Origin of the sequence: Virgibacillus sp. NKC19-3 (assembly GCF_019837165.1) — a bacterium.
Lineage (GTDB): Bacteria > Bacillota > Bacilli > Bacillales > Amphibacillaceae > Virgibacillus_L > Virgibacillus_L saliphilus.
In genome coordinates, this window is sequence record NZ_JAGYHC010000001.1 from 2,380,572 (window position 1) to 2,404,760 (window position 24,189).

Annotated in this window: 22 protein-coding genes and 3 pseudogenes; 5 read left to right on the plus strand and 20 right to left on the minus strand. The window is 38.4% G+C overall.

Annotated elements, in window-relative coordinates; genetic code table 11:
• Positions 1-163: 163 nt before the first annotated feature.
• Positions 164-388, plus strand: coding sequence for a DUF1128 family protein (locus KFZ56_RS11535; RefSeq protein WP_222642073.1), 225 nt, complete (start codon positions 164-166; stop codon positions 386-388).
• Between the two features lie 74 nt (positions 389-462).
• On the opposite strand, the gene rnc is transcribed toward KFZ56_RS11535, so the two are convergent.
• The 10 genes from rnc to solA form a co-directional block, all read right to left on the minus strand.
• A complete protein-coding gene (rnc, locus tag KFZ56_RS11540; RefSeq protein ID WP_222642074.1) occupies positions 463-1,143 on the minus strand; it encodes a ribonuclease III in 681 nt (226 codons plus the stop codon).
• A gap of 67 nt (positions 1,144-1,210) precedes the next feature.
• Positions 1,211-1,447 carry an acyl carrier protein gene (gene acpP / locus KFZ56_RS11545; protein ID WP_222642075.1) on the minus strand — a complete coding sequence of 79 codons (237 nt, stop codon included), beginning with the start codon at positions 1,445-1,447 and terminating at the stop codon, positions 1,211-1,213.
• Between the two features lie 135 nt (positions 1,448-1,582).
• A complete protein-coding gene (gene fabG, locus KFZ56_RS11550; RefSeq protein WP_222642076.1) occupies positions 1,583-2,323 on the minus strand; it encodes a 3-oxoacyl-[acyl-carrier-protein] reductase in 741 nt (246 codons plus the stop codon).
• The gene (fabD, locus tag KFZ56_RS11555; protein WP_222642077.1) at positions 2,323-3,264 is read right to left on the minus strand and encodes an ACP S-malonyltransferase; all 942 of its coding nucleotides are present in this window, start codon (positions 3,262-3,264) and stop codon (positions 2,323-2,325) included. Before fabD ends, fabG begins: the two co-directional genes overlap by 1 nt.
• The gene (gene plsX, locus KFZ56_RS11560; RefSeq protein WP_222642078.1) at positions 3,261-4,271 is read right to left on the minus strand and encodes a phosphate acyltransferase PlsX; all 1,011 of its coding nucleotides are present in this window, start codon (positions 4,269-4,271) and stop codon (positions 3,261-3,263) included. Before plsX ends, fabD begins: the two co-directional genes overlap by 4 nt.
• Positions 4,268-4,837 (minus strand): transcription factor FapR, encoded by a 570-nt coding sequence (gene fapR, locus KFZ56_RS11565; protein ID WP_222642079.1) that lies wholly within the window; start codon positions 4,835-4,837, stop codon positions 4,268-4,270. The genes plsX and fapR overlap by 4 nt, the downstream gene beginning before the upstream one ends.
• A 93-nt stretch (positions 4,838-4,930) precedes the next feature.
• Positions 4,931-6,964, minus strand: coding sequence for an ATP-dependent DNA helicase RecG (gene recG / locus KFZ56_RS11570; protein WP_222642080.1), 2,034 nt, complete (start codon positions 6,962-6,964; stop codon positions 4,931-4,933).
• 15 nt (positions 6,965-6,979) lie between these two features.
• Positions 6,980-7,855, minus strand: a complete 876-nt coding sequence (sdaAA, locus tag KFZ56_RS11575) for an L-serine ammonia-lyase, iron-sulfur-dependent, subunit alpha (protein WP_222642081.1) — start codon at positions 7,853-7,855, stop codon at positions 6,980-6,982.
• A gap of 48 nt (positions 7,856-7,903) precedes the next feature.
• The gene (gene sdaAB, locus KFZ56_RS11580; RefSeq protein ID WP_222642082.1) at positions 7,904-8,566 is read right to left on the minus strand and encodes an L-serine ammonia-lyase, iron-sulfur-dependent subunit beta; all 663 of its coding nucleotides are present in this window, start codon (positions 8,564-8,566) and stop codon (positions 7,904-7,906) included.
• A 351-nt stretch (positions 8,567-8,917) separates the two neighbouring features.
• The gene (gene solA / locus KFZ56_RS11585; protein ID WP_222642083.1) at positions 8,918-10,114 is read right to left on the minus strand and encodes an N-methyl-L-tryptophan oxidase; all 1,197 of its coding nucleotides are present in this window, start codon (positions 10,112-10,114) and stop codon (positions 8,918-8,920) included.
• Between the two features lie 216 nt (positions 10,115-10,330).
• On the opposite strand from solA, the gene KFZ56_RS11590 reads away from it, so the two are divergent.
• The 3 genes and pseudogenes from KFZ56_RS11590 (at position 10,331) to KFZ56_RS11600 (ending at position 13,678) form a co-directional block, all read left to right on the plus strand.
• Positions 10,331-11,236, plus strand: a complete 906-nt coding sequence (locus KFZ56_RS11590) for a LysR family transcriptional regulator (protein WP_222642084.1) — start codon at positions 10,331-10,333, stop codon at positions 11,234-11,236.
• Positions 11,237-11,515: 279 nt separating this feature from the next.
• A pseudogene (locus KFZ56_RS11595) lies at positions 11,516-11,946 on the plus strand (GlcG/HbpS family heme-binding protein).
• Between the two features lie 440 nt (positions 11,947-12,386).
• Positions 12,387-13,678 (plus strand): annotated as a pseudogene (locus KFZ56_RS11600) (NCS2 family permease).
• A gap of 288 nt (positions 13,679-13,966) precedes the next feature.
• On the opposite strand, the pseudogene fakA reads toward KFZ56_RS11600, so the two are convergent.
• Positions 13,967-15,627, minus strand: a pseudogene (gene fakA / locus KFZ56_RS11605) (fatty acid kinase ATP-binding subunit FakA).
• Between the two features lie 37 nt (positions 15,628-15,664).
• Positions 15,665-16,027 (minus strand): Asp23/Gls24 family envelope stress response protein, encoded by a 363-nt coding sequence (locus KFZ56_RS11610; RefSeq protein ID WP_222642085.1) that lies wholly within the window; start codon positions 16,025-16,027, stop codon positions 15,665-15,667.
• A gap of 293 nt (positions 16,028-16,320) precedes the next feature.
• Between KFZ56_RS11610 and rpmB the strand changes: the two genes are divergently transcribed.
• Complete coding sequence (rpmB, locus tag KFZ56_RS11615; protein WP_222642086.1) at positions 16,321-16,509, plus strand: 50S ribosomal protein L28; 189 nt, start codon at positions 16,321-16,323, stop codon at positions 16,507-16,509.
• A gap of 175 nt (positions 16,510-16,684) precedes the next feature.
• Here the strand turns inward: rpmB and spoVM are convergent, their stop codons facing one another.
• The 8 genes from spoVM to fmt all read right to left on the minus strand — a co-directional run bounded on the left by spoVM (position 16,685) and on the right by fmt (position 24,183).
• Positions 16,685-16,768 carry a stage V sporulation protein SpoVM gene (gene spoVM / locus KFZ56_RS11620; RefSeq protein WP_209461542.1) on the minus strand — a complete coding sequence of 28 codons (84 nt, stop codon included), beginning with the start codon at positions 16,766-16,768 and terminating at the stop codon, positions 16,685-16,687.
• 21 nt (positions 16,769-16,789) lie between these two features.
• Positions 16,790-17,446 carry a thiamine diphosphokinase gene (locus tag KFZ56_RS11625; protein WP_222642087.1) on the minus strand — a complete coding sequence of 219 codons (657 nt, stop codon included), beginning with the start codon at positions 17,444-17,446 and terminating at the stop codon, positions 16,790-16,792.
• A 5-nt stretch (positions 17,447-17,451) separates the two neighbouring features.
• On the minus strand, positions 17,452-18,111 hold the full coding sequence (gene rpe, locus KFZ56_RS11630) for a ribulose-phosphate 3-epimerase (RefSeq protein WP_222642088.1): 660 nt from the start codon (positions 18,109-18,111) through the stop codon (positions 17,452-17,454).
• 2 nt (positions 18,112-18,113) lie between these two features.
• Positions 18,114-18,995: a ribosome small subunit-dependent GTPase A gene (gene rsgA, locus KFZ56_RS11635; RefSeq protein WP_222642089.1), complete on the minus strand. Its 882-nt coding sequence runs from the start codon at positions 18,993-18,995 to the stop codon at positions 18,114-18,116.
• Positions 18,996-21,062 (minus strand): Stk1 family PASTA domain-containing Ser/Thr kinase, encoded by a 2,067-nt coding sequence (gene pknB, locus KFZ56_RS11640; RefSeq protein ID WP_222642090.1) that lies wholly within the window; start codon positions 21,060-21,062, stop codon positions 18,996-18,998.
• Positions 21,056-21,817, minus strand: coding sequence for a Stp1/IreP family PP2C-type Ser/Thr phosphatase (locus KFZ56_RS11645; protein WP_222642091.1), 762 nt, complete (start codon positions 21,815-21,817; stop codon positions 21,056-21,058). Before KFZ56_RS11645 ends, pknB begins: the two co-directional genes overlap by 7 nt.
• Before the next feature lie 76 nt (positions 21,818-21,893).
• Complete coding sequence (gene rsmB, locus KFZ56_RS11650) at positions 21,894-23,243, minus strand: 16S rRNA (cytosine(967)-C(5))-methyltransferase RsmB (protein WP_222642092.1); 1,350 nt, start codon at positions 23,241-23,243, stop codon at positions 21,894-21,896.
• 1 nt (position 23,244) lies between these two features.
• Positions 23,245-24,183, minus strand: coding sequence for a methionyl-tRNA formyltransferase (fmt, locus tag KFZ56_RS11655; RefSeq protein WP_222642093.1), 939 nt, complete (start codon positions 24,181-24,183; stop codon positions 23,245-23,247).
• Positions 24,184-24,189: the final 6 nt, after the last annotated feature.

A 24,189-nucleotide genomic window follows, 5' to 3' on the forward strand; every position in this document is an offset into this window, starting at 1 on the left:
TAATTGAAAAGAATCGACAATACGGACGTTGTCTTTTAGTTAAGTGAAAAATAATTTGGTTTTTTACCGCATTTATTTTATCATAAAGAGAGGAACAAAAGAAGCGAAGAACCATTACATACATTCTGAGTATCGCTATTCATAAAAATAAGGGAGTGTTAACGTGAATTTAGAATATCCATCAAAAGAAAATTTAAAATTGTTGCTTCATGAATTAGCTGACCATTTAGGGGTTGTTAACCGGAAGATCATGGATCCGGATGACTATGATATAGATAAATATGATGATTTGAAGCTCATGTATGATATGATTACACAAAAAACCAACTTAAGTGCAGCTGAAAAACAAGCTTTTATAGAAGAATTGCGATCTGTAAGAAAAAGTTGAATCATTACATAAGGCAGGGGTAAAACAAAAATGCTTTATAAATTTTACTTTTGTTTTGCCCCTGCCTCTATTTTTCATGAATATTTATCGAGCGCTGCCTTTGCCGCACGTTGTTCTGCTTCTTTTTTGGTCCGGCCCATGCCAGCTCCCGCCATTTCATCTTTAATAATAACGTGAACAACAAACTCCCTATCATGTGAAGGGCCTTTTTCTTCGACAATTTCATAGGCAATGGATTGATTTTTATACTGCTGAACTAATTCCTGCAGTTGGCTTTTATAATCCATCGCATGCGAAAAAGCACCTGTGGTTATTTTCGGAATAACATGTTCGTTTAGAAAAGATAGAACTTTATCATATCCATGATCTAAATATAATGATCCCAGAAAGGCTTCAAATGCGTCTGCAAGTAAAGCCGGACGATCACGGCCACCCGTTTGTTCTTCCCCTTTACCAAGCAAAATATAATCACCAAACTGTAGATCACGTGCAAAATTAGCCAAGGAAGGCTCACAAACAATCGAGGCACGTAATTTTGTCATTTCTCCTTCGGGCATGTTCTTATTTTCCCGATATAAATACTGCGAAATACCTAATTCCAATACAGCGTCGCCTAAAAACTCCAACCGTTCATTATCCGAAAATGATTTTCCACGATGCTCATTCACATAAGATGAATGTGTAAAAGCTTGTCTTAATAAATTTTTGTCACTAAATGTAATGCCGATTTGCTTTTCTAATTGAGTAACATTCATACCCGATCTTCACCTCTGTCTCAAGGATGTAATAGAAAGTCCCGCGAATGCGGGACTTTCTATTTAGCTAGGACTGTAAACTATTTATGTAGTTTACAGCATCTCCAACCGTATTTATTTTTTCAGCTTCTTCATCTGCAATTTCCATATCAAATTCATCTTCCAACTCCATAACAAGCTCTACCACATCTAAAGAGTCTGCCTCAAGATCATCTTTGAAAGAGGCTGCCATGGTTACTTTGGAATCTTCTACATCAAGATTATCAACGATAATAGCCTTTACACGATCGAACACATCTGCCACTGACTTCACCTCCTTTCACGTAAATATAAACGCGCGTAAAAAGTGGAAAAACAAGCAACGAAGCGATTCGCTGCTTATCATTCGATAATATGTTGCGTAACTTTAATATGACTTAGTTAACTCATTTTTCGAAAGCTACATCACCATACCGCCATCAATATGAATGGTTTGCCCTGTGATATAATTGGCGTCCTCGGATGTCAAAAATCTTACAACATTTGCTACGTCCTCTGGAGTTCCCAGTCTTTCCAACGGAATCAACGCTTCTATGCTGGATCTCTGTTCGTCGGTTAATTCATCTGTCATATCGGTTGTTATAAATCCCGGAGCTACAGCATTTACAAGTATGTTACGCGCTGCTAATTCTTTTGCTGTTGTCTTCGTCAAACCAATGACACCTGCTTTGGCAGCTACATAATTCGCTTGTCCGGCATTTCCACTAACGCCGACAATCGATGCAACATTTATAATTCTGCCATTCTTTTGTTTCATCATTTGCCTCGTGACTGCTTTTGTACACACAAAGGCACCTTTTAGATTTGTATTTATAACTTGATCAAATTCTTCCTCTTTCATGCGCATTAATAAATTATCTTTATTGATCCCAGCATTATTTACCAAAATATCCAGGCTTCCAAACTGATGGACCACTTCCTTCACCATGTTTTTTACATCTGTCTCATTAGCCACATCGGCCTGAATGTTAAATGCTTTTACACCGATTTCTTCCAACTCTTTTACAACAGCTTTCGCTTTTGCTTCACTTCCAGCATAATTAACCGCTATATTTACACCTTGCTTGGCCAACTCAATTGCAATTGCTCGGCCAATTCCGCGTGACGCGCCTGTAACTAAAGCGTTCTTACCTTTTAACATTATGATTCCTCCCTGTACCATGAAATAAAATCATTCATTGACTCTATATCTTGTACTGCAAATGTAGGTATCCTGCGATTTATTTTTTTAACCAGACCACTCAACACTTTTCCATTACCAACTTCTACAAAGGCGTCAATACCTTGATCCATCATGTGTCGAATCGATTCTTCAAATCGTACAGGAGAATACAATTGTTTAATGAGAAGATCTTTTATTTGATTACTTTCCGTTACAGGTGCTGCTGACACATTAGCATAAATAGGAATACTAGCGGGCTTTATTTCCGTCTCATCCAAATATCTCGTAAATGCGGTATTTGCAGTTTTCATTAACCTGGAATGAAATGGCCCACTGACATTAAGCGGAAGAATACGTTTCGCACCATTTTCCTTTAAAATGGCAGAAGCTTGTTCGATCCCCTCTTTGGACCCGGAAATAACAATTTGTCCTGGAGAGTTTAAATTCGCAATATCAACAATGTAATCTTCACTTACTTGCTGCAGAGCGTTTTCTATTTCCTTTTCAGAAAGACCTAGCACTGCCGCCATTGTTCCTTGGCCTTTCGGGAAAGCTTCTTCCATTAATTTACCACGGGTGGCTACAAGGGGTAAAGCTTTTTCCAAAGGAATTGATCCTGCTGCAACTAACGCACTGTATTCCCCCAGGCTGTGACCTACCGTCATAACTGGTTGAATTTGTTCTTTTAAAAGTAATGTGTGTATCGCAATGCTCGATAACAACAGTGCGGGCTGTGCATTTTCAGTTTCTGTTAACTCCTCTTTCGGTCCCTCAAACATAAGCTTGGTAATATCTCTATTCAACGTCTGATTCGCTTCCTGATACAGTTCTTTCATGTCCGGGTAACGATCATAGAATACCTTCCCCATACCAACTGCTTGTGAACCTTGTCCTGGAAACATAAAAGCTACACGCTTCACTGAGATCCCTCCTTCTCTTCTTTGTCCAAGGATTCAACGGTCATTTTAATCCTATCTGTCACATTATATTCAACCATGTGACAAGCTTGTTTAATCGCATTAAAAACCGCTCTTTGATTGGATGATCCATGTGCTTTAATGACAGGTGATGCTAAACCAAACAGGCCGGCACCACCATATTCCGAATAATCCAGTTTTGTTTTTAGCCCTTTTAAATCACCTTTCACCATGCCTGCTGCCATTTTTGTTTTCATGGAAGACATAAACGTTTCCTTTAACATTGAAAACATTGTCATTGCTGTACCTTCAATTGTTTTTAATGCGATATTTCCACTAAATCCATCTGTCACAACGACGTCAGCCGCTCCACTTAGTATATCTCTGGCTTCCACATTTCCTATAAAATTAATAGGTGCATCTTTCATCAAGGAAAACGCCTTTTTTGTAAGGTCATTTCCTTTACCTTCTTCCGTTCCTACGTTCAAAAGGCCTACTGTCGGATTTTGTTGTGCACGTACTTTCTCCGTATAAATGGATCCCATTACTGCATATTGAACAAGATGATCAGGCTTTGCATCAACATTTGCCCCTACATCTAATAACAGGAAACCCTTCCCGTCGATAGTAGGAAGTGTCGGACTAAGCGCAGGCCGATCAATCCCGGGTATCCTCCCAACAACAAACAAGCCTGCACTCATTAATGCTCCGGTGTTTCCTGCCGAAATACAAGCATCAGCTCGGCCTTCATTAACTTCTTTTGCCATTAAAACAAGCGAGGATCTTTTTTTACGGCGAACCGCTCGAACAGGCTCATCTTCACTTGTTATTACTTCTTCTGTATGTATAATATCCATGTTTGTTGTATTGGATAAATGAGCGTTAATCATATTTTCATCACCTATTAAGGTGATATGCAAATCATCTATTTGAGAAATAGCTTCCATCGCACCCAGTACGATTTCCTTGGGTGCATGATCGCCTCCCATGGCATCAATTGCTAACCTCACTTAAGCGATTCCCCTTTCTGTTCATGTGTTTGATACATGTAAAATAGCCCTGTCAATACCTGCTCATTTTCTACAAAACTATTCACGTTAACGATTCTGAAACCTTTATCATCTTTCCCTTCCGTGGTCGCTTTGGCAATGACACGTTCACCTTCTTTTACCTGCCGCGTAAATTTAAGCTCTGTTTTTGCTGTGAGGGCCAGCTCATCGTTTATGACTGCGACAGCAAGTGAATTGGCCTGTGCAAACAAATGATGACCCCGCGCTATTTTATTACGGGAAAATACATGCTCTGATTTAATATCCAAAATGGAAATCGCCCGCTTATCCAATTCCAAATCAATAATTTCACCAATAACTTCTTCCATTGGTAATGCTTTAATTTGATTGTTTGCAACGGATTTAATCCGCTCCCGAAGTTCTGGAATGGACAGCTCCATGCGGTCAAGGCGTATCGTTTGAATACTTACTGCAAACTTTTGAGCAAGTTGCTCATCATTTATAAATGGTGTCTCCGCAATAGTTTCTTTTAAAGCTTGTTGACGTTCTGCTTTTGTTCTTTTCATATATATGGCACCATCCAACAACATAATCTAGCGTTTATGACTTGGTACTAATAGTAATATATAATACTGCTATTAATTATGCAAGGGGGGCTTTTAATCTAGTTTATCTGTGAAAAAAGAGCTGTTTTCCAAGTACTGATTTAGTTGATAAAATTCCTCATCTTCCTCCAGCAAATTTTTTTCAAGAATTTCTTGCGCATCATTACGCGCTGTCTCTAGTGCCCTGTAATCATGGATCATATCAGCAACTTTAAAATCCGGAATACCACTTTGTTTTTTCCCAAAAAAGTCCCCTGGACCCCTTAATTTTAAATCCTGCTCGGATAACTCAAACCCATTGGTTGTTTCTGTCATGACACGCATTCTTTCTTTTCCTATCTCGCCTTTTGGATCAGCGATTAAAATACAATAGCTTTGCTTATCTCCTCTGCCAACTCTTCCTCTTAACTGATGAAGCTGTGACAAGCCGAATCGCTCGGCATCATAAATGACCATAATCGTTGCATTTGGAACATCGACGCCGACCTCCACAACAGTTGTAGAAACAAGTATCTGAATGTCATTTTCTGCAAATTGCTTCATGACACCCTCTTTTTCTTCTGTAGAAAGCCTGCCATGCATTAGACCAATTTTTACATCATCTGGGTAAAAATCCAACAATTGGTTATAAAGGTCAACCGCATCTTGAATATCCAATTTATCGGACTCCTCGATCAGTGGGCAAATGACATACGCCTGCTCACCAAAAGAAATCTGTTTTTCAATGAAACCCAGTACTCTTTCAAATGTATTTTCCTTTGTCCAATAGGTTTCTATTTCTTTTCTGCCTTGTGGCATTTCATCAATTGCCGAAACATCCATATCTCCAAAGGCTGTAATCGCTAGTGTACGAGGAATCGGTGTTGCCGTCATGAATAAAACATCAGGATAAAGCCCTTTATCTCGTAAAGCTCGCCTTTGATTGACACCAAAACGGTGTTGCTCGTCCACGATAACAAATCCTAAATCATCAAAAATAACATCATCTTGTATAAGAGCATGGGTTCCAATGACAATATTAACTTGATGATTTTCAATAGCAGCTACTATTTCTTTTCTTTTTTTCCCTTTTACCGCACCTGTTAATAGAACGATCGTTGCTTTTTCTCCAAATAAGTTCGTTAATGAGTGATAGTGCTGTTCTGCAAGGATTTCCGTTGGAACCATTAATGCCCCTTGCTTTCCTGCAGTAATCGATGCGTATAGACATATTGCAGCTACAGCAGTCTTTCCTGACCCTACATCGCCTTGTAGAAGCCTGTTCATCCTGTATGGAGATTTCATGTCAGCTAAAATCTGGTTCAACGATGTTTGTTGTGCTTTTGTCAACTCAAATGGGAACAAATTCATAAAACCCTGTATTCTAACAGCATCATAGTGCTGTGCATTACCCTGAGTAGCTTCTCGTTTTAATTTCCTTAGAAGCTGCATTTTAAGTTGAAACAATAGAAATTCCTCATAGATAAATCGTCGTCTCGCATGTTTAAGTGCTATTCTATTTGTGGGAAAATGCATGGTTCTTAAAGCTTGTTTTCGATCAGGTAACTTATATGCATCCAGAAAACGCTCCGGCAGAAGCTCTGTCGTTTCATGTACATAATCCCTTAAAGCTTGCTGGATCGTTTTCTTTAATTTAGCACTCGATATTTCCCCTTTTATTGAGTACATCGGTTGAATGGTTGCCCGATCTCCCGCAGCACCTTTTTTATAATGGCTAACCGTAATTTGCAGACGATGCGCATCCCATTTCCCTGTTAATGTTACAGTGTCTCCCGGATTTATTTGCTTTTTGGCAAAGGCCCGATTAAACATCACCGCTTTTATAGCTACTTGTTCCACTTCTATAGTAAATGTAAGTCTGGACTTCTTTTTTCCATAAAAAGCGAGGGAGGGTTCATGAACAACCCTACCCTCAATGGTAACTTTATCCTCATGAATTAACTCAGCAAGCGGTTTAACTTCAAACACATCATATCGATAAGGAAAATAATGTAATAGATCTTCTATTGTATAGATATGTAACGCTGCTAAATCTGCAGCAAACTTTTCCCCTATGCCATTCATTTGTGTTACGGAGTCACGCAGCATGATTTATCACTCTTTCTATATAGACATTCCAAACAATTTTTCTTTTAACAAACGACCTGTCGGTGTGTCTGCCAGCCCACCTTCGCCGGTTTCACGTAAGCTGGATGGCATTTGTTTACCAATGCGATACATGGCTCCAATTACTTCATCACAAGGAATTCTGCTTGTCACCCCTGCCAGCGCCATATCTGCAGATACAATCGCAAGAGATGAACCTGCCGCATTTCTTTTTACACATGGAACTTCCACTAACCCTGCTACAGGATCACATACAAGTCCAAGCATATTCTTCAGTGTAATGGCAAATGCATCAGCTGATTGCTGCGCAGTTCCACCTGCCATTTCAACAATTGCAGCAGACGCCATCGCCCCAGCGGATCCTACCTCCGCTTGACAGCCTCCTGCTGCACCGGAAATAAATGAATTATTAGCAACAACAAAGCCAAACGCCCCTGATGTAAATAAATATCGGACCATTTGTTCACGTGTTGGATGTAATTGATTTTTCACAGCAAAAAGTGTACCTGGGACGCAGCCTGCACTTCCTGCAGTAGGCGTAGCACAAATTGTACCCATCGCTGCATTTACTTCGTTTGTACCCATTGCTTTACTAACGGCATCCATTAACAAATTGCCGGAAAGTGGCGTCTTATCACGCATATAGTTCTGAATTAAGACTGCATCCCCACCAGTTAATCCAGTAACGGACTCAACACCTTGAAGTCCGTCCTCAATTGCTTTCTCCATCACGTCCAAATTCTTTTCCATATTCGCGAAAACTTCCGCACGAGACAGATTTTTTTGATCCATTTCTTGAAGTATCATAACCTCAGATAGTAATATGCCCTTCGTATCAGCTATTTCTACCAATTCTGCTACACTACGAAACATAGGAAAACTCCTCTCCATAACCGATTGTTAGGCAAATTTGAGGGCGATTCAGCTAACAATTTTTGATATTTGTATAATATGATCGGCATTCTCTAATTCTTGTAAAATATGATCCTCCACATTTTGGTCTACTTCAATAACCATTAACGCCTCTTTTCCAACGTCTTTTCGATTAACCTCCATATGACCAATATTAATTTCATATTTTGCAAGAATTTTTGTAACTGATGCAATCGCACCAAAACGGTCATTATGCATAATCAAAATGGCAGGATGATTTCCGGATAAACGTAATTCAAATCCATTTAATTCGGTGATTTCGACCTTTCCACCACCAATGGAAATTCCCATTAACTCCATTTCTTTCGTATCATTTCCAATAATAATTCTTGCTGTGTTCGGGTGATTTGCCTTCGCGCTATCTTCGATAAATTCAATTTTTATATTTCTCGATTTTGCTATGTCTACTGCCTGACTCATACGAGGATCATCTGTTTCAAGACCAAGTAACCCTCCTACCAAAGCAAAATCAGTTCCATGTCCTTTATACGTTTTCGCAAATGATTCATATAAATGAATTTTTGCCCATTTTGGTTCTTCCCCAAATAAATTACGCGCAGCCTTTCCTATCCTGGCTGCACCTGCTGTATGTGAACTTGACGGTCCAATCATTACTGGACCAATGATATCAAATACGGAATTAAACTTCATTTTGATATACCCACCCTTTTGTCAGCTTATTGTAGATTATAACAAAAAAAACGATGACAATCATTATTTTGATTACACATCGCAATTCAAATTGAATTTGTACGCCTTATCATCTTTGAACAAGTCGTCAGGCGAAGATAGAAGTAAAGTCGCACTTATACCTGTGCCGAAAAAAACCGCTTTCTGTGAGATTTCACACTGCGCAACTCTCATAGGACGAGGGAGGATAGGGCTGCATGACATCGCATGAAGAAAATGGCTTTGTATTTTCGAGGAATCACTGTGTCCTTTCTCTGCTAGCTAACTTTCGATAGCATATTTATTTCTACCATAGATTCTGATGTTGACCCTTCATTTAAAATATTTCCTTTCATTTCCTGCAACTTTAGTTCCCATCAGACCGGGGCGATTTAACCTAAAGATGGAAATATCATGATCTGTTCGACCTGAAATGGTTAATTGAGATAAAATTTCTCCTACAACACTCGCAAATTTGAATCCATGCCCCGAAAATCCGGCAGCAATAGAAATATGAGCGTGTACCGGGTGCTTATCAATGATAAAGTGACCGTCTGGAGTTCTTGTATATTTACAAATCACGCCTTTCTTTAACGCTCCGGATGCTTTAGGCATAAATTTATCCAAGAACTCACGTATATGACCTTCATCGTTTTCATTTGATCCAAATTCACCATTCATTGTATCCGGATCTATGGCATCAACATATTCATGCCTTCCTACTTTTACCCCGCAACCACCAAAGCTTGGGAAGCCATAATATATTGCTCTGTTTTCACCATTTGGAATTTCAACCATGAAAGTAGGAAAGGCGTTTGCATTAAATAATGACTCATTTGCTTCAAACCAGGCCACAGGTTGACGTGAAGGAACGAGAGGTAGGTCAAGACCAACTTTAGCTGCTATTTTCCCACTCCAAGATCCAGCACTAATCACCAATTTATCAGCTGTAAATATGCTTTTTTCTGTCATTACCTTCACAGAATCATCATATGCTTCAATGTCTCTAACCGGGTCATTAATTGAAAATTCAGCGCCATGGTGTTCCGCTAAATCTCGATAAGCCTGAATACAATTTTCGCTAAACAAGAATCCCGAGTTTGGTTCATAAAAGGCATCATAGTTATCGGGTATTTGTAAACCCGGAAAACGTTCTTTCAACGCAGCGCCGGTAAAGCGTTCAACGTCCAGATTATACGCTTTCCCACTGGCAATTCCTTCATCAATAAAAGGAGCATCTCCTTTTTCACCAAATCCCATGGCGCCAGCTTGCATAAATATTTTATGATGTGTCTTTTTTTCTAAATCATTCCATAATACTTGAGACCGAAGTGCAAGCGGAACATATTCTCTTCCTTCTCCATATGCATGACGAATAATTCGAGTGTCACCATAGTGACTGCCTTGGTCATGTGGAGGATCAAAAGCATCCACCAGTAATACTTTGACGCCTTGTCTCGCTAAATAATATCCAGCAGCCATTCCCATCGAACCAGCTCCAACTACAATCACGTCATAATGATTTGTCATCTAAATTCCTCCTTGTTATTTACTTATACAATTTGGTTCAGCGAGGTTTCAACATAATATTCAATATCCAACATACTATTTCAATAATAAAAATTTGTTTAATATTTGAATTTATTATAAAATGAAATTATATTCTTGTATAATGATTAGAAACGATGGCTTCCATCATTATTACTGAATAGCAGAAACTGACTTCATTCTTAGGGAGGATCGTAAATGGAATTTAAAGACCTGCTTATTTTTCAAAGCGTTGCACAAAATGGTAGCATTAGTAAAGCAGCAAATGAATTAAGCTATGTTCAATCCCATATAACAGCTAGAATAAAGTCATTAGAATCAAATTTACAAACGGAATTATTTCATCGCCATAGCCGTGGAACAACATTGAATTCAGAAGGGAAAAAACTTTTATCCTACGCCGAGAAAATTTTATTCCTGGTAGACAAAACGAACAAGGCGTTCCATGATTCTGATAATCCTTCTGGCTCTTTAGAGATCGGAACAGTTGAAACCGTTATGAAACTCCCAACAATTTTATCCAACTATCACAAAAAATACCCCAACGTAGATTTATCACTAAAAACTGGTGTGACAAAGGACCTTATCAATCAAGTTTTAAAATGTAAACTAGACGGTGCTTTTGTAACAGGATTTGGTACACACCCAGACCTAGAACAAGTTGACGTTTTTCAAGAAAAATTGGTCTTAATATCCGATAATAAAGGCAGCCATTCTAACAACATTAAAAACATGCCTCTCCTCGTTTTTAATTCGGGTTGCAGTTATCGTGAACGTTTAGAAACTTGGCTTCGTGATGAAGGAATATTTCATGCAAAAGTGATGGAATTCGGCACATTAGAAACTATTTTGGGAAGCGTTGTTTCTGGGCTCGGCATCAGCCTAGTCCCCCATTCCGTAGTAAATCACCTAGAATTAGCAGGACTTATACATTGTCACTCCATTCCTAATCGATATAGTAATATTACAACCGTGTTTATTAGACGAGCAGATGCCTATCTAACAAATACGATGGAGAAATTCGTTGAGACGATTAACGATTTCAGCAGTATAGATCATCCGTCCTTATATAGTGTTACAAACGATGGGCCAGTCCCTTTATAGGAAAAACGAAATGGTTATCATTTTTACTAATAACAAATATCAATATTAGTCATTTTACCTGATGGCAGATACCGCTTATGATGGTGGTAAGAAATAACATCCTATAGTGTTTAATTAATACGGATGAAAGGGGGAAATGATCCATTAGACCAAATTTCTTCTGATTATGAAAAGCGTAATGACGGAGTAGTAAAAAATTCGTCATTATCCTTGGGAAACGCTGGCGTAATTTTTAAAAGTTAACACTGTAATCTATTTAAAATAAAGGGAGGATTCATTATGAGTAAAATCAATTTAGTAATTGCAAAACAATTAATTGAAAGCGCTGAAAAAGAGGCCGATAATATTGGTGTTTCCATGGTTATTTCCGTTTTAGACGAAGGGGTAATCTCATTGCCACACATCGTATGGATGATGCTTGGCTTGCAAGCATCGATATTGCCCAAAATAAAGCTTGGACTTCTGTTGCATTAAAAATGCCAACTTCTAATCTAGCTGAAGCAACGGTTCCTCACGCTGAACTATACGGAATAAATACCACAAATAACGGAAGACTTGTTGTCTTTGGCGGCGGTTTCCCACTAATAAAAGATGATAAGGTTATAGGCGCCGTAGGAGTTAGTGGGAGCTCTGTCGAACATGATGTTCAAGTAGCACAGGCAGCAGTAAACGCATTTGACAATTTAAATGTAAGTGTTGGGAACAACTAGCAAGAGCTCTCAAGTCCAAAGGAAAGTAAAGCGTTTCCCTAGCGAGCCTTAAATCCATCAACTAGGCCAGAGAAAGGTATTGTATCATATCTTTCTTTGGCCTTGTTTAATGATAAAAATGTCTAAAACGTTGCATGAACGAATGATTATTCAGAAACAGCCTATCCACCAATGCCAAACTATAGAAGCACATGAAAGCACCAATGATAAAGAAGACTTAGTGAGTGACCAGCCGTCAGGCGCAGACAGAGCCATAGTCACGCCACTTGAGTTAACCCACTCCGCATCAACCTCTTGTGTTGGACAGTACTTTATATCAATGTAACCCCAATATTTCATTCGCTTGATTGTCAATGAAAAGAAAAACCGTTATAATACTTATTTGTGGATTATTTTTATAATCGGGCGGGAGAGGGACAATTTAATGATGAGGAAAATATATGCCTTATAACAAGCAGGAATCAAAATTGCAACCAGAGGCGAATTTCCGCACCGAATGTATTGCAGGATTAACCGGTTATCTTACAACAGTATACATTGTAATTGTTAATGGATCGATACTTAGTGAAACCGGAATTTCTTTAGAAAGTGGAATGATAGCCACTATCTTTGTTAGTTTTATTGGAACGCTATTAATGGGGTTATTTACCAAATTACCATTAATTCTCATTCCTGGCATGGGAATTAACGCTCTCTTCGCCTATTCCATTGTAGAAGGAACGGGGCTCACCTTTCAGGAAGGTTTGGCAGCCGTGTTGCTAGCTGCTAGTATCTTTTTTGTGACAGCTTTTACGAAACTAGGATTTTTATTAAAAGAAGCTATTCCAGAATCGTTAAAGCATGGTATTACAGCAGGTTTAGGTTTATATCTTATTCTAATCGGACTAGAAAAAAGTGGTCTTGTCGTAGACGGAGATAATAGTGTCATTGCAATTGGAGATTTCACATCGCCAACAGTAATTGTTAGTTTATTAACATTATTCCTGGCAATATTTTTATTTATTAAAAATATTCCTGCTAACTTTTTGATTACAATGATTTGTGGTACTATCCTTGCTTCTTTCTTCGGTATTATTGATACTTCAGGGGAAAGCGGAAGTGCTATAGCATTCAATCAGCTGCAATTATTCTTTATCCCTTCGTTTTCAGCAGTTGGGAGCTGGCGTTTTGGTTGGCAGTATTTCCACTTGCCATGGTACTCATTTTCGAGAATATGGGATTACTTCATGGACAACTTGATATGCTGAATCGAAATGAAAGCTACAGCAAGGCTTATCGAGTAACAGCCTTTTCAACATTGACCTGCGCCTTCTTTGGCACATCACCTACTGTTTCATCGGCTGAAAATGCTGCGGTAATCGCAGCAGGTGGTAAAACGGGGAGAACAGCAATCATAGCAAGCCTATTGTTCCTAGGAACCTTGTTTGTCATTCCGTGGATAAGCCTAATTCCGAATACTGCCATTAGCCCTATTTTAATCATTGTTGGGATGATCATGGTCCAAAATATTCGCCAGATTCCCTTAGATAATTTAGCTGAAGCTATGCCAGCACTTCTAATCATTGTTATGATTCCATTCACATACAGTATTGCTGACGGGATGGCATTCGGATTTATTGCATATCCAATCGTAAAAATAGCAATGGGAAAACAAAAAGAATTAACTTCGGCTTTACTAGTTATTTCATTCCTATTCCTATTAGATTTCATTATGAAAGGTGTCGGAATATAAAAAGAAGATTGGACAAAATAAACGCGTGTAACTAAAAAACGAACATTGCACAAGTTAGCGTAGGAAATATACAAAAAACCCAGCGCGAGAAAAGGCATAGGTGAGGCACCTAAAGACGCGTGTAGCAATGATTTTGCGAGGAGTACTACTTCGCAATATTATTTGCAACACGACGAGCACAAGGGGGCTCACCAGCCACCCTAAGGTGCGCGACGTATATTTTTAGAAGCGATGTATATTCGGACTTTATTTGTAAAAAACTCGTTTGTTCCAACCTCTTTTTACTTTTTATTCCACGGAGAGGATATAGGAATATACTGGTTGATTGCCTTTATGAACTTCAACTTCTATATCTTCATACGCATCATCCATATAAGAAACAAGAGCCTCAACTTCCTTATCTTCTGTATCTTCCCCTGCAAAATGGTGAGAATCTCATCATCTTCTGAAATCATTTCATTAATTAATAATTTTACGACTTCCGTTTTGTTTTGATGTGATGCTTTAATTTTACCATCTGCTATTCCCATGAAGTTACCATTTTCAATCATCATGCCGTCAATCTGCGTATCACGCACTGCATATGTAACTTGTCCGGTTTTAACAAATTTTCTTGCTTCATTCATTGTTTTTTGATTCGTCGTAATATCAGATTGAGGGTGAAATGCTAATATCGCACTTATCCCTTGTGGGATTGTATTTGTTGGTACAACTTCTACATTTTCTTCTGCTAATTCTGCGGCTTGATCTGCTGCCATAATAATATTTTTGTTATTAGGTAAAATTAATATGTTTTTGGCATTTGCTTGTTTAATAGCATCGGTAATATCCTGTGTGCTAGGATTCATTGTTTGCCCACCTTCAATAACAACAGTAGCACCAAGGCTTTCCAATAATGTTTGCAAACCATTTCCGATTGCAACAGTCACAATTGCATATTCCGCTTTTTCTTTTGGTGTTTCTTTATTGCCTTTTTCTTCTACTAACGCCGTATGCTGCTCACGCATGTTTTCAATCTTCATGTTTGTCAAGCTTCCATATCGCTGTCCAATTGTCATAACTGTTCCTGGATACTCCGCATGTACATGAACTTTTACGATATCATCATCGGAGACAACTAATAAGGAATCTCCATGCTCACTTAATTCATTACGAAAATCTTCTTCGTTAAAAGGATGTTTAGCTATTTTCTCATCTTCAAATTTAACCATAAATTCCGTGCAATAACCAAATTCAATATCAGCTGTATCCATGAAATCCTGTGTGATTTTGTGGTGTTCTGCATTTATCATATCATCCATATCTATATCAGCGTCATTCTCAGGGAGCTTTTCCCCTTTTAACGCAGCAAGAAACCCTTCATAAATAGTAACCAGACCTTGTCCACCTGAATCAACAACACCGACTTCCTTTAATACAGGTAATAAATCAGGTGTACGTTTTAAAGATGCTTTGGCCTCCGTTATCACATTTTCCATTAAAGCGATTACATCGTTTTTCGTTTTCGCTTGTTTAACAGCTTCTTGTGCAGCATCTTTTGCAACCGTTAAAATAGTCCCTTCCACCGGTTTCATCACAGCTTTATATGCAGTTTGAACACCACTATCAAAAGCATTTGCTAAATCTTTCGCTGTAAGGGCTTGTTTTTTACCCATGCCTTTTGAAAAACCACGGAAAATTTGCGAGAGAATAACACCAGAATTTCCTCTTGCTCCCATTAATAACCCTTTAGCAAAGGCATTTGCTACTTCAGAGATATTATTACTATCCATCGTCTTAACTTCACTCGCTCCGGAAGTCATCGATAAATTCATATTTGTTCCAGTATCACCATCTGGTACTGGAAATACATTTAACGCATCAATTTTTTTGGCATTATCTGCTAAATGATAAGCTCCGAGCTGTACCATGTGCGCAAAAGTAACACCATCCAATTTTTGTACCGTCACAACTACTTCCTCCTCTAAAAAACAACTAAGCAAGGTTTTAATCCATCGCTACACGGACTCCTTGAATATATATATTTACTGAGTCAATGGCCAACCCCAATGAATGATTCAATGTGTATTTAACTTGGGATTGAACATTGTGAGCCACTTCAGATATCTTCGTTCCATAGCTTACGATAATATACATATCAATATGCAAGTGGCTTTCTTTCTGGCGTACAACAACACCTTTTGAAAAGTTTTCTCTTCTAAGAATTTCAGCAATTCCATCTCTAATTTGACTTTTAGACGCCATACCCACAATGCCATAGCATTCGACTGCTGCACCACCTGCAATTGTGGCAATAACCTCATTTGTAATTGTTACGTGACCATCATTTGTATTAAGTTCAATGGACATATTAAGCCTCCTTAGCCAACCGCTCATATACGCATATTTTACTACATTAAAAACAAATTTAAAAGCAGATACCAATTTACATAATTTTTACCTTATCACAATGGACGATTTGTTTTATTGTGTCAAGCTGTTTATCTTTATCATGTCAAAATATAGATCATCTTATAAAGCAACGTTGCCAGCAAAAACCATTCCAAGACAAACAATCCCCCAACGAAAGATTGCATTATGTCATGACTTGTGATAAATTAAGTAAGTATAAAAATGACATATGTTAGATTAGGAGGGATACCATGGCTAGAAAATGTGTTGTTACTGGACGTAAAACTCGCAGTGGAAACCAACGTTCTCACGCTATGAATTCCAACAAGCGTAATTGGAAAGCTAATGTGCAAAAAGTACGTATTATGGTAAACGGCAAACCTAAACGTGTTTATGTTTCTGCACGCGCACTTAAATCGGGTAAAGTCGAGCGCGTATAATATACTAACATTAAGTACAGGAAGCACACGTAAAACCTAAAAAGCACCAGTGTATACATATAGTGTATACCGGGTGCTTTTTTGATACCTCCAAGGACAATGTTTTATGGAAAACGGGCAATTCGTTTCAAAAAATAAGCTTCTGCCAAATTTGCCTGACAAAAGCTAGTCTCCATTATTTATCTTTTTTAAAAGCACCAATACAAACCCTGACAAATCCGCCAATAAATCTTGGGAGTTTAATCGTATAAAATTTCATGAGTTCGCCCTCCTCTAAAAACTACACTGGATTCATGTCACAACTCTTTACTAGTAATAATATGCCTTCTTTGTACGAAAAAGTACCATTATTTAAAAGAAGCCTGTTTGAAATACATAGTGTCGAGCCCCAGGAAATTGTTTGGCCAACTAATGAATACCTGAATCCGGATAAATGCAGCCCCCGTACATGTTGCGAAAACGGGATAAAAGAAATAATGGGGTAATTATCATCATGCCTGACAACATGCTCGCCCGGTAAGGTTAATTCTAAATAATTTGATTTATCTATCATAACTCCCTGAATACCTTTCGTTACAATGGAATATAGAAGTTGTATATTTACTAGTTCCTGATCGATTCTTCCACCAGTGACACCAAATAAATATATTTGATTCGGGCATAATTCATACGATTGTAGAAGCGCTAGCTCTATATCCGTTTCATCCTTTTCAGGGGGATATTCTACAAAGACTTTGGTGTTTTTTTGAATGGCATCTTTTTCTTCTTCGTTAATAGAATCAAAATCTCCTATTGCGTATTCGATCGGAATCTGATTTTTCGTTAATGTCCAAGCGCCTCGATCCGCACCTATCCAAATATCAACTTTGCTCATAAACTGTTGGAAATCAGGATGAAGCTCTATCGGACCATTCCCTACAATTGCTACAGATACCATAAATTCTACTTCCCATCTGCGGCATCTATAATATTTTTTATTGCTTCCTGTCTATCGGCATGGTTAAATACAGCGCTCCCTGCAACCAATACATCCGCTCCGGCATCTACACATTTTTTAGCAGTTTGACTATTTATTCCGCCATCTACTTCAATTTCAAAAGATACATTCATTTCCTCCCGCCATTTGGCAACTTGTTTTATTTTTTGAATTGTATTATCAATGAAAGTCTGTCCGCCAAACCCTGGATTTACAGTCATAATTAAAATGATATCCACGTCTGGTAATATAGGACGTAGCGTTTCAACAGGTGTTGCCGGATTAATAACAACACCTGCTTTGACTCCATTCTCTCTAATCTGCTGAACTGTTCGATGCAGATGGAGGCATGCTTCCTGATGGACAGTAATGATTGAAGCACCAGAACTCGCAAACATTGCTATATAATCATCCGGATTTTCAATCATTAAATGAACGTCCAAAGGCAATGAAACAATTGGCTGTATAGCACTTACAACCAAAGGACCTATTGTAATATTTGGAACAAAGTGGCCATCCATCACGTCCACATGAATATAATCTGCTCCGCTGCGCTCGACGTCTTTTATTTCTTCACCTAAATTTGCAAAATCTGCTGATAATATCGATGGTGCTATCTTGGTCATTGTCAATACCTCGGCTTTCGTGATTGATTATTTTTTAAAAAACGCAAATAGTGTTCATATCTGTATGCTGCTATTTCTTTTCGCTCTACAGCTTGTTTTACCGCACACTTTGGTTCTTTATGATGCATACAACCTCGGAATTTACAATCTGCTTTGATTTCTCTCATTTCCGGGAAACAGTCTGCTAGTTCTTCTACATCTATTTCACTTAAATCCAAAGAACTAAACCCTGGCGTATCTGCTACTAAGCCGTGTTGGATCTGCTGAAGTTCCACATGTCTGGTTGTATGCTTCCCTCTTCCCAGACTTTTGGAGATCTCGGCTGTTTTTAGCAGTAGAGATGGCTTTAAGGCATTTAAAATAGATGATTTCCCAACACCTGACTGCCCGGCAAAAACAGTTATATTATTTGAAAAGTAATGGGCAAAATTTGGTAAATGACTTGGCTCCTTTGTTGAAAGTAGTTCAACATCATAGCCGATTTCCTGATAGTCTTTTTGATAGCTTATCATGTTCGATCTCTCTTCATCTGAAGTAAGATCCATTTTAGTAATAAAAATAACTGGCTTAATATTCTTCGCTTCAATCAATACAAGAAACTGGTCTAACAAAACGGTACTAAAAGCAGGGTCAACGGCAGAACTGACAATAATAGCTTGATCAATATTCGCTATTGGTGGACGCACTAGTTCATTTTCTCTTTGCTTAATTGCCATAATATATCCTTCATTAGGGTTACTTATATCAAAAGTAACAAAATCACCTACCAGAGGTGTTATCTTTTTATTCCGAAAAAGGCCCCTTCCCCTGCATTGATATATATGCTCCTCTGCTTGAACATAATAGAATCCACTTAACGCCTTTATTATTCTACCCTCTGCCATTTATGCACCTTCTTCATCTTCATCTTCTTCACTTTCTTCATCGTCATACGAAACGGTCTCTTCTGTAAGTACTTCATCGTCACGCATAATTCTATACGCAGCGTCATCATTTGGGGCGATGGTTAAAGTAAATGTATACTCTGTATCTTCGGTAATTTCCTCTTCTTGATACACTTCATCTATATCATTGTTCATATCATCAATATAGATTTGAACGGTTTGTTCTTCCGGATCTTCCTCATCCCCTTCGGATTCTTCATCTGCCTCCGATTCTTCACTATCTTCATCCTCCAGATTGTATGGTACCGTGTAGGTTATAGAATGAGAAGCTGGGGATTGTTCTTCAGGCCCAGATGATATATATACATTTACCGTAGAACCTTCTTCTAATTCTGTATTAGCTTCAGGTTCTTGGCGAATCACTTCTCCCTCAGGTGTGCTGTCCGAATTCTCTTCCACCAGATTCATGGTTAAATTTTGATTATCTAAATAATCACTCGCTTCCTCTTCCGTCATTCCGGAAAGATTATTTAAACTGACTAATTCTGGACCAATACTTACTTCAAATATAACACTCGTTTCACTTGGTACAACGTCACTATCCGGTTTTGGTTGAATTTGAGTGAGAATTTCTCCAACCGGGCGATCGGAATGTGTGTCATAACTAATTATTTCTTCATAATCTTCTTCAAGTATTCGCTCAACTTGATTGTAATCTCTTCCGACATAATCATCAAAAGCCTCTGTTTCTTTCCCTTGACTAACAAATATCGTTATCGACGATCCTTCCTTAACAGTTCTTCCGGTTTGTGGATCTGTTTTTAATACAAGTCCCTCTTCTATTTCATCAGAATAACTTAATTCTTGTTCTGTCGTTAATTTAAGATTTTCCAATTCATCTTCTGCTTCACCAGCTTCCATTTCAGCTACATCTGGTACAGTAACATCATTCGGTTGTAAAAGAAAAAATGCAACCAATCCGGACACAAGTAAAATGAATAAAACGACAGCTATGATGATCCACTTTTTCCGACGCTTCTTCTTCGGCTTTTTCTTTTTTTTATCTTTTTTTGACTTCTTCTTATTTTTTTCATCTGGTGAATAGTTTTTAGTGCTTCCGGTTGTTTGATGAACCATCGTATCCTGATCTGCATTTTGCTCTGTCTGATTGTCTGTGATAATTGGAATTGCCTTCGTTTCTTCTCCAGCCTCAATAGGTGGTGAATAAACTTCTTCATTGATTTTACCGGGATCTAAAGCAGTTTCTATGGCATCCTCAACATCATAAACCGTCTCATAACGGTGAAAGGGATCCTTAGCTGTAGCTTTTAGAACAATATTCTCAACACTTTGTGGAACATCTGGATTAAATCTTCTCACAGATGGTGTATCACTCTGTAAATGTTTTAAGGCAATAGAAACTGGAGTTTGGCCAGAAAAAGGAAGTCTACCTGTTAAGAGCTCGAAAAGTACAATCCCAAGGGAATAAATATCGGACTTTTTTGTTGCAGTACCACCTCTTGCTTGCTCCGGCGATAAATAATGAACAGACCCTAAAATGGAATTCGTTTGCGTTAAGGAAGTTGCGCTTAATGCAATAGCAATACCAAAATCAGTCACTTTAGCTTGTCCATTAGCATCAATTAAAATATTCTGTGGCTTTATGTCCCTATGCACAATATCATTTGCATGTGCATGCGCAATTGCAGAAGTTAGTTGTTTCATAATATCCAAGGCTTTCTGAACTTCTATAGGACCATGCATTTGTATGTATTCTTTAAGGGTCATCCCGTCCACATATTCCATGACCATGTACAAAATTTGGTCTTCTTCTCCTACATCATAAATATTTACAATATTTGGATGTGAAAGACTTGTAGCTGATTGCGCTTCTCGGTCAAATCGTGCGATAAATTCTTCGTCATGGGCATATTCCAATCGAAGCACTTTTATGGCGACATCGCGATCCAAAATCGTATCTCGTGCTAAATAGACATTTGCCATGCCGCCTCCGCCAATTGTTTCTTTTATTTGGTATCGATCATTTAACAGGCGGCCGTTCAGCATGGATTTTCACCTTCTTTTAGAGTGGAATCATGCCAAACGATCAGGAGTGAAATATTATCTTCTCCTCCCCGTTCGTTCGCCAATTCAACCATTTGTTTCCCTATCTCATTTATATCACTATCAGTAGTTAAAAATGAAGCAAGTTCTTCATCTGAAACCTTGTTTGTTAAGCCGTCAGAACACAGTAGAACTCTGTCCCCATGCTTCCACCAAACAGATTGCGTCTCGGCGATCGCATTTTCTTCTGTTCCAAGTGCTCGCAGAAGCACATTTTTTCTTGGATGCTGTTCCGCATCATCTTTGGAGATTTGCCCGGAACGAACAAGTTCATTAACCAATGAATGATCCTCTGTCATTTGGTTAAAACCACTTTCACTATACAAATAACAACGGCTGTCACCAATATGCGAAATGGTAATAAATTCTTCTGTACAAATGGTCACCACAACCGTTGTTCCCATTCCTTCGTATTCCGAATTTGCAAGTGCATGTGCGTAAATGGATTCATTTATCTCTATTATAGCTTGAGAGATCCATTGTTCTGCTTCTTCTGCTGAATATAATTCGTTACTTTTCTTCCATTTCTCTTCGATTAAAGAGATTGCCATTTGACTTGCAACATCTCCCGCTTGATGGCCACCCATTCCATCGGCGATGATTGCCAATAACTGTCGGAATGAATTATAAAAAACGCCTCCAGCATCTTCGTTATAATTTCTAACCTTACCACGATCAGTCAGAAATTGTCCCTTCATTCTATCACCCCTTTGAAGAAAAACAGATTATAGTATATATAAAGTATTACACAAATCAGCTCATAAAAGAACATAATCATTTAACTTTTTTTAATCTGGTAATAAAGAACCCATCTGTTTGGCATGTTTGGGGAAATAATTGTAATCCATATTCCGTAATCCCTTGTGAACCTTGTACATTAGCTGGTAATTCTTCAAAGAAATGTGTATCAATTTTATAATCTGTATTTCGCTTTAAAAAATTTCTTACTACATGCTGATTCTCTTCTCTATCCACTGTACAGGTGCTGTAAACGAATAATCCTTCTTTTCTCAATAAAGGGGAAACGCTCTCCAATATATCTAACTGAATAGTTGCCAATCTGTGGATGTCCGCTTCTTGTTTGTCATACTTTATCTCCGGTTTTCCTCTGATAACACCCAGTCCAGAGCAAGGAGCGTCTATTAAAATCCGATCAAAACTCTCCGGTTCATGTTCTTCCTGTAAGTTCCTTGCATCCCCTTTTTTTGCATTAATAATGGACAGCTTTCGTTCGGAGGCTTTTTTATCAATTTGTTTCACTTTCTTTTGATGAAGGTCGTAAGCGTGAATCATTCCCTGATTTTGCATTATTTCAGCAATATGGGTTGCTTTTCCACCAGGAGCACTGCACGCGTCTAATACATGCATACCTGGTGAAACATGAAGCATTTCGGCTACAAGCATAGAGCTCTGATCCTGCACGGTAACATAGCCTTCTCTAAATAAATCTGTCTTTAGAATATTTCCCTCATCTATAATAATGCCTTGACTGGAAAAAGGGGAGGGTCTTACTTGAAATCCATGTTCCTCCAATCGTTTCATTGCTTTATCAAGCGTTATTCTTAAGGGCTGGATACGAACAGAATGATGCTTTCGAGATAAATTAGCTTCACACATTTCCTTGGTTGTTTGATAACCATAAAAAGAGATCCAGCGTTCGACCATCCACTCCGGATGACTTGTTTCTATTGCAAGCCTCTTCGCATAATTTGTGATCGAAGTAGTATCAGGCACACCTTTTCGTTGCATATTCCGAAGTACCCCATTTACAAAAGAAGCAACGCCTTTATGACCTCGTTGTTTTGCAATGCCTACCGCTTCATGAATAATGGCATGGTCCGGGACTTTATTCAGAAAAGTCATTTGATAAACGGACATTCGCAATAATTCCCTCACCCAAGATTCAAGCTTTTTCGTTGAATCAACAACGCTTTCTAAATAATAATCTAATGTGATTTTTCGTTGAATGGTACCATAAAAAATCTCTGTTAATAGTCTTTCATCCTGTGGACTTACGTTTCCTGACTTTAATTCATGGTCGATAAGTAAATGGCTGAACCCATGATCCTTTTCCACACGTAGTAATAAATCCAGGATTGCATTTCTTAAATGAAAATTACTCATATTAATCTCCCATTAGCGTACCTATTTTGATTCGTTCAACAGAACCCTGCAGATATTCGGCAACCGTCATTCGCTTTTTACCGGCGGGTTGGATTTCTTTGATTCGTATTCCTTTTTGATTCCCGCAAACCACAGTAAAGGCATCGTGATCTTTTCGAACAATTTCACCTGGCAATTCTACGTATTTTTCATTGTCTATTTCCCCCCACCAAAGCTTCATGATTTTACCAAAATATGTTGTGAAGGCAACTGGCCAGGGGTGCAAGCCTCTTATATGATTATAAATTTCCACATTGCTCTTTGTCCAATCGACTTTTTCCTGTTCGCGTTTAATATTCATGGCAAAGGTTGCTTTTGATTCATCCTGCTTGATTGGCTTTATGTTGCCGTTGAAAATGTTAGGTAAGCTTTCCATTAGTAAATTCGCACCTACCTCTGAGAGTTTCGCATGGAGGCTTCCGGCGTGATCCTCTCTATCAATCGGCACCGCTTGTTGGGCTAAAATATCCCCAGCATCCAGCTTTTCTGCCATATACATAAGGCTGATACCTGTCTCCTCTTTCCCTTGAAGAATGGCATAATGAATCGGTGCTCCGCCGCGTAATTCAGGGAGCAAAGAAGCATGAACATTGATGCACCCATGTTCCGGTGTCTCAAGCAATGCATTCGGTAGTATCTGCCCATAAGCTGCTGTAATAATAACATCAGGTTCATACGTTAGAATTTCTTCATAATTATCTTTTAGCTTTTCTGGTTGAAATACAGGAATATGATGTTTTTCCGCTTCTGTTTTTACTGGGGAAGGGGTGATTACCCTTTTCCTCCCTTTTGGTCGATCCGGTTGAGAAACAACGAGAACTACGTCATATTCCGATTTCACCAAAGCTCGTAAAATAGGAACCGAGAAATCCGGTGTACCCATAAAAACAATTCTCCTCAAGACAAA

Bases quoted from the DNA above. Each gene is read 5' to 3' on its own strand.
- KFZ56_RS11610 (WP_222642085.1), bottom strand. From the start codon at position 16,027: ATGTCCATTGAACTTAATACAAATGATGGTCACGTAACAATTACAAAT.
- pknB (WP_222642090.1), bottom strand. From the start codon at position 21,062: ATGCTGAACGGCCGCCTGTTAAATGATCGATACCAAATAAAAGAAACA.
- spoVM (WP_209461542.1), bottom strand. From the start codon at position 16,768: ATGAAATTTTATACGATTAAACTCCCAAGATTTATTGGCGGATTTGTC.
- solA (WP_222642083.1), bottom strand. From the start codon at position 10,114: ATGACAAATCATTATGACGTGATTGTAGTTGGAGCTGGTTCGATGGGA.
- recG (WP_222642080.1), bottom strand. From the start codon at position 6,964: ATGCTGCGTGACTCCGTAACACAAATGAATGGCATAGGGGAAAAGTTT.
- sdaAA (WP_222642081.1), bottom strand. From the start codon at position 7,855: ATGTTTCGTAGTGTAGCAGAATTGGTAGAAATAGCTGATACGAAGGGC.
- rpe (WP_222642088.1), bottom strand. From the start codon at position 18,111: ATGACCAAGATAGCACCATCGATATTATCAGCAGATTTTGCAAATTTA.
- KFZ56_RS11625 (WP_222642087.1), bottom strand. From the start codon at position 17,446: ATGGTATCTGTAGCAATTGTAGGGAATGGTCCGATAGAGCTTCATCCT.
- rpmB (WP_222642086.1), top strand. From the start codon at position 16,321: ATGGCTAGAAAATGTGTTGTTACTGGACGTAAAACTCGCAGTGGAAAC.
- rsmB (WP_222642092.1), bottom strand. From the start codon at position 23,243: ATGAGTAATTTTCATTTAAGAAATGCAATCCTGGATTTATTACTACGT.
- fabG (WP_222642076.1), bottom strand. From the start codon at position 2,323: ATGTTAAAAGGTAAGAACGCTTTAGTTACAGGCGCGTCACGCGGAATT.
- fapR (WP_222642079.1), bottom strand. From the start codon at position 4,837: ATGAAAAGAACAAAAGCAGAACGTCAACAAGCTTTAAAAGAAACTATT.
- KFZ56_RS11645 (WP_222642091.1), bottom strand. From the start codon at position 21,817: ATGAAGGGACAATTTCTGACTGATCGTGGTAAGGTTAGAAATTATAAC.
- rsgA (WP_222642089.1), bottom strand. From the start codon at position 18,995: ATGGCAGAGGGTAGAATAATAAAGGCGTTAAGTGGATTCTATTATGTT.
- rnc (WP_222642074.1), bottom strand. From the start codon at position 1,143: ATGAATGTTACTCAATTAGAAAAGCAAATCGGCATTACATTTAGTGAC.
- KFZ56_RS11590 (WP_222642084.1), top strand. From the start codon at position 10,331: ATGGAATTTAAAGACCTGCTTATTTTTCAAAGCGTTGCACAAAATGGT.
- sdaAB (WP_222642082.1), bottom strand. From the start codon at position 8,566: ATGAAGTTTAATTCCGTATTTGATATCATTGGTCCAGTAATGATTGGA.